Here is a 4,915-nt window from a genome sequence, read left to right on the forward strand (position 1 = left end):
TTGCAGTAAATGTGTTATTATTTTCATTTACTATATAGTTTTCTGGTTCCCATTTAAGATCAGAATAAGAATCATCAACAGTTTTTGCTGAAATGTTATTAAAAATATTTACATTTGTAGCAATAGTAGCTGTTAATACATCAGTTCCTGGTTTTATCTTATATGTTTGATAAGAAACTGGTTGTTCTGCACTTCCAACTTTTTCATGTTGACCTTCTCCAGCTTTAGTTCCTTCTCCTAATAAGAAAGTAGTTTCTACTGCATCTTTTGGAGCATTTCCATAAGAAGAAGCAGTTATATGTGGAAATACAAAAAGTCTTTGATTTTGAACTTCAATGGATGATGTGTCTTTAAAAATAACTTTAATTGTTCCATCTAACTTTGTTGTTGATACATTTTTTGAGTTTCTATTGTCGCCCTCGAATGTTGCCTCATCAAAGGCTTTTTTAAGTTCCTCATCACTTACAGAAGTGTCAAGTTCAACTCCTTCTTTCCAATTAATTTCATCATTCAACCAAACAGAAATATCTACAGGACGAAGGTTATTAGATTTAATTCTTTCTGCAATACTAGGACCTGGATTAGGAGTTGCTGTTGCAATTTTCGTAATATTGGCTGTTAAAGTTATATCTCCTTTTACTTCACTTTGCATATTAGTTGAGTTTGGTTCAATAATCCAAGGATTTTTTTCATCTAATTTATATTTAGAAGCGTCAGTTACAAGAGGGCTGACACTAGAAACTTCAGATAATTGAACGCCAACTTTTGGATCAACAAAATATGTCAATTCAAATTCAGGAATATCATGTCCGCCAATTTGAAATTTCCCCATTGACGAGTCAACTTTATATTTTACACTTACATAGCCATTAGGTTTAACACCGCCAACATCATTACTATTAATAACAGCTGGCATTTGCCTGTTGTTATCAGCAGATTGTTGTCTGTTATTTTCGCCTGCTAATCTAAAATTTGGATCTCTATCAATTATTCTTCCATTAAATTTTTTTACATTAAAATCTTCAATTATATTAGACTCTAATCCTTCTGTATTATTTGGCAAAGCAAAGGAATTGACAGGAATTGAAAGTCCAAATAATAAAGTCGCCATAGTAGTCGCTACAACTTTTTTCATATTTTCCTCCAAACTTATATATGAGTATCTTTAAATCTCTTATTAAACTTTTATATTACACGGTAATTAATAGCATAAGTAACATATAATGAACTTAAAATAAATTGCCTACTACTTTATTTTAAAGTTACTTTTACATTTTTATTTTCTTAGCCATTAACTTAATGTAAAGATACACAAGAAATATTAACACAAAGATTTACAATAATAAATAAAAAATAAATATAGCAAACAAAATATAGACAAATCTTTGACATTAATAAATTACAATATATTTCTTTGTCATGAAAATTGAGAAAGTTAAAACCTTCTCTAAAAAACATTTAATAATTACTCAACATCAGAGTAGTCTTTCTCCTTTAATTTTTCTCATTAAATAATAAATAAATCATCTTTTCTGGGTTATCTAAAAAAGTTTTTGTGATGCTATAGGTTTCTGTCTCTTTATAGGTCTTCGCCTCTATGCCACTTTCAGAAAATTCAAAAATTTTCGCATGAGGATAAGCCAAGAGAATTGGCGAGTGGGTTGCTATAAAAAATTGGGAATCCTCTTTTTCAAGTTCATGAATTATGCACAAGAGGGACATTATTGATGTTGGTGAAAGGGCTGCTTCTGGTTCGTCTAATAAATAAATTCCCTTGCCCCTAAATCTATTTAAGATCAAAGACCTAAAACTTTCTCCATGTGATTGAAAATGAAGAGACTTACCGCCATAGGAATCATAAAAGTCTGAGGAGCCCCCTCCTGCTAAGTTATCAACTTCCGATGCAAGATTGTAAAAGGATTCTGCTCTAAGGAAAAATCCATCCCTCTCTTTGCCTGGTCCTCTTCCTATTTCTAAAATCTCGCCAAGTTCTGAGTGAGTTTCTTTTGTAGCAAAATTAAAATTTTTTGAACCGCCTTCTGCGTTAAAGCCAAGTCTTACTGCCAAGGCTTCAAGAAGTGTGGACTTACCTGTTCCATTTTCTCCTACAAAAAAAGTTACTGGACTATCTATTTCCATTCCCTTAAAATTTTTTAGAAAGGGAATTTTTCTAAGATATGAATCCCCTGCCAGTTCCTCTCTATTTACTCCATAAATTTTTTTTACATATTCCATAAGATCCCTCTCAATCTTTAATTTATTATATCATTCTTTAAAATTTATTTTATGTGAACTTTTGCAATCTTTGCTATAATAAAGATAGATAAATACTTTCATAATAAGGGGGTTCTCATGGACAAAATTTTAATTGGAAAGGGAAAATCAGAAAATTGTATTCTTTTAAATAAAGTAAATCGGCATGGACTAATAAGCGGTGCCACAGGTACTGGTAAAACTGTTACCCTAAAGGTCTTAACTGAAGGCTTATCTGATGCAGGAGTGCCAACAATTCTTGCCGATATCAAGGGCGACCTTGCCAATATCTCAAAGTCTGGCGAGATGAATGACAAGTTGCAAGAAAGACTTGATGAGTTGGGTATCTCGGATTTTGAATTTAAAAATTATCCTGTATCTCTGTGGGATATTTATGGCGAAAAGGGTATGCCCCTTAGAGTTACAGTTTCTGAAATGGGACCTCTTATGCTCTCAAATATTTTGGACTTAAATGACACCCAAAGTGGAGTTTTGAATATAATTTTTAAAGTTGCTGACAGTGAGGGTCTATTGTTAATTGATTTAAAGGACTTAAAACAAGTAATAAATTATGTAAACAACAATAGAGATGAAATCAGCAAAATTTATGGCAATGTAGCAAGTCAAAGTCTTTCTGCAATTTCAAGAAAATTATTATTTATTGAAGATGCTGGTGGAGATTTATTTTTTGGCGAGCCTGCCATAGACATAAATGATTTGATAAGGACTGATTCTTCTGGCAAGGGTCTTGTAAATATTTTAAATGCTAATAAATTAATTTCAAACCCACTTTTATATTCCATGCTTTTACTTTATCTCTTGTCAGAAATTTATGAAAACTTCCCAGAAGTTGGCGATTTAGATAAACCTAAGCTTGTTTTTTCTTTGATGAAGCTCATTTACTTTTTAATAATACTCCAAATATTTTAAAGGAGAAAATAATTCAAGTTGTAAGGCTTGTGAGAAGTAAGGGAGTTGGTGTTTTGTTCATTACACAAAATCCACTTGATATGCCTGAGGAAGTTTCTTCACAACTTTCCAACAGAATTGTTCATCAGCTTAGAGCTTACTCTCCAAAGGAATTAAAGGCAATTAACGCTGTTGCAGATACCTTTAGGCAAGACGGTTCAATGAATTTAAAGGAAGAAATTATAAATCTTAGAACTGGCGAGGCAATAGTTTCCTTTGCAGATGAAAGTGGTGCACCAAGTCTTGCGGATAAAGCTTTTATTCTTCCTCCACACTCCTCCTTTGTCACACTAAGTGATGCTGAATACAAAAATTTAGTAGAAGCTTCAAATCTTTATTCAAAATATAAAGACCCAATTGACAGAGAATCTGCCTATGAAGTTTTATGTGCAAGAATTGAAAGAGAAAAGATTCAAGAAGAAAGAGAAAATCTAGAAGAAGAAAGGCTCAAAGAAATTGAAAGACGCGAGAAAGAACTTGAAAAAGAAAGAAAATCCACTCGCAAGCAAAAATCTTACATCGACAAGGGCATCGACTCTATGCTTGGAACAATTACAAGAAGTATAGGCCGTGAAATCGCAAGAGGTCTTCTTGGATCAATAAAAAAGCGAAGATAATTTTTTAAACTAACAAAAAAGACTGGAGGATAATTTTATCTACCAGCCTTTTTTAATTGTCACTTTCTTCTTCTAAATTTTTCCATATATTTTATAATTTCATTTGTCATTAACCTTTAATTCCAAGACATCTGGCCTGGCATAATGTCCCACTGCATCGTGCTCCATCTTGCAGGCTGCCACTAAAGTCATGTCAAGGTCTGCGTAAATTATTTCTTCCCTATCCCAAACAGGCTCAGTCAAATAATGTCCGTAGGGGTCAATAATGCAGCTGCCACCTCTACACACAAGTCTTGGCAAATCCTTTAGGGCTTCAATTTCATTTAAATCCCTTGGATAAGAGGAGGACCTGACAATCATGTCGGCATTGATGAAAAAGCACTTGCCCTCTATTGCTATATGCTGAATTGTTGCCTGCCACTCTGGATTGTCATTGGTGTTAGGCGAAATATAAATTGTAATTCCCTTTTCATAGAGAGCAACACGAGCAAGGGGCATGTAACTCTCCCAACAGATGAGGCTGCCAATAGGACCAAAGGCTGTCTCTGTAATTGGAAAATAATTTTTGTTGGCATCTCCCCAAACCACTCGCTCACTTCCAGTTGGTTTTAATTTTCTATGTATTTTATAAGTTCCCTTGGGTTCAAAAATAACATTGCTGTTAAAAAGTGTGCCGCTAACAGAATCTCTTTCTGAAAATCCCAAACTTATATAAGCTCCAGTTTTTTTAGATGCCTCTAGAAGTTTTAGAAACTCTTCTTCACCATCCACAATGGATGCATTATAATAGCGCATCCAATCTTTTCGTCCACCTTCGCTTCTTTTCCCCATGCTAAAACCAAAATTCATGCCGATGGGATAGCCTGGAATAAAAAGTTCAGGGAATACAATTAAATCTGGACTTTTTTTACTTGCTTCATCAATATATTTTAGAGTCTTCTCCAAAGATGCCTTCTTATCAAACATCACTGGCTCAGCTTGCACCAAGGCGACCCTACAAATTTTTTCAATATCTTTCATAACCCTCTCCAATTTTTAATTTATTCATAATTTTATAAATTTAAAGCTTTTTTTCA

2 protein-coding genes and 2 pseudogenes are annotated in these 4,915 nt (G+C 33.4%); 1 reads left to right on the forward strand and 3 read right to left on the reverse strand.

Going from position 1 to position 4,915, the window contains the following annotated elements; all coding sequences use genetic code 11:
- Positions 1-1,135 (reverse strand): annotated as a pseudogene (locus PTSHG_RS09885) (hypothetical protein); the annotation flags it as partial.
- A gap of 359 nt (positions 1,136-1,494) precedes the next feature.
- On the reverse strand, positions 1,495-2,235 hold the full coding sequence (locus PTSHG_RS01750; RefSeq protein WP_019107214.1) for an AAA family ATPase: 741 nt from the start codon (positions 2,233-2,235) through the stop codon (positions 1,495-1,497).
- 117 nt (positions 2,236-2,352) lie between these two features.
- Between PTSHG_RS01750 and PTSHG_RS09055 the strand changes: the two are divergent.
- Positions 2,353-3,839 (forward strand): annotated as a pseudogene (locus PTSHG_RS09055) (helicase HerA-like domain-containing protein).
- Positions 3,840-3,938: 99 nt separating this feature from the next.
- On the opposite strand, the gene PTSHG_RS01760 reads toward PTSHG_RS09055, so the two are convergent.
- Positions 3,939-4,859, reverse strand: a complete 921-nt coding sequence (locus PTSHG_RS01760; protein WP_019107215.1) for a carbon-nitrogen hydrolase family protein — start codon at positions 4,857-4,859, stop codon at positions 3,939-3,941.
- Between the last annotated feature and the right edge of the window lie 56 nt (positions 4,860-4,915).

It is taken from the genome of Peptoniphilus senegalensis JC140, from assembly GCF_000321025.1.
GTDB lineage: Bacteria > Bacillota > Clostridia > Tissierellales > Peptoniphilaceae > Peptoniphilus_A > Peptoniphilus_A senegalensis.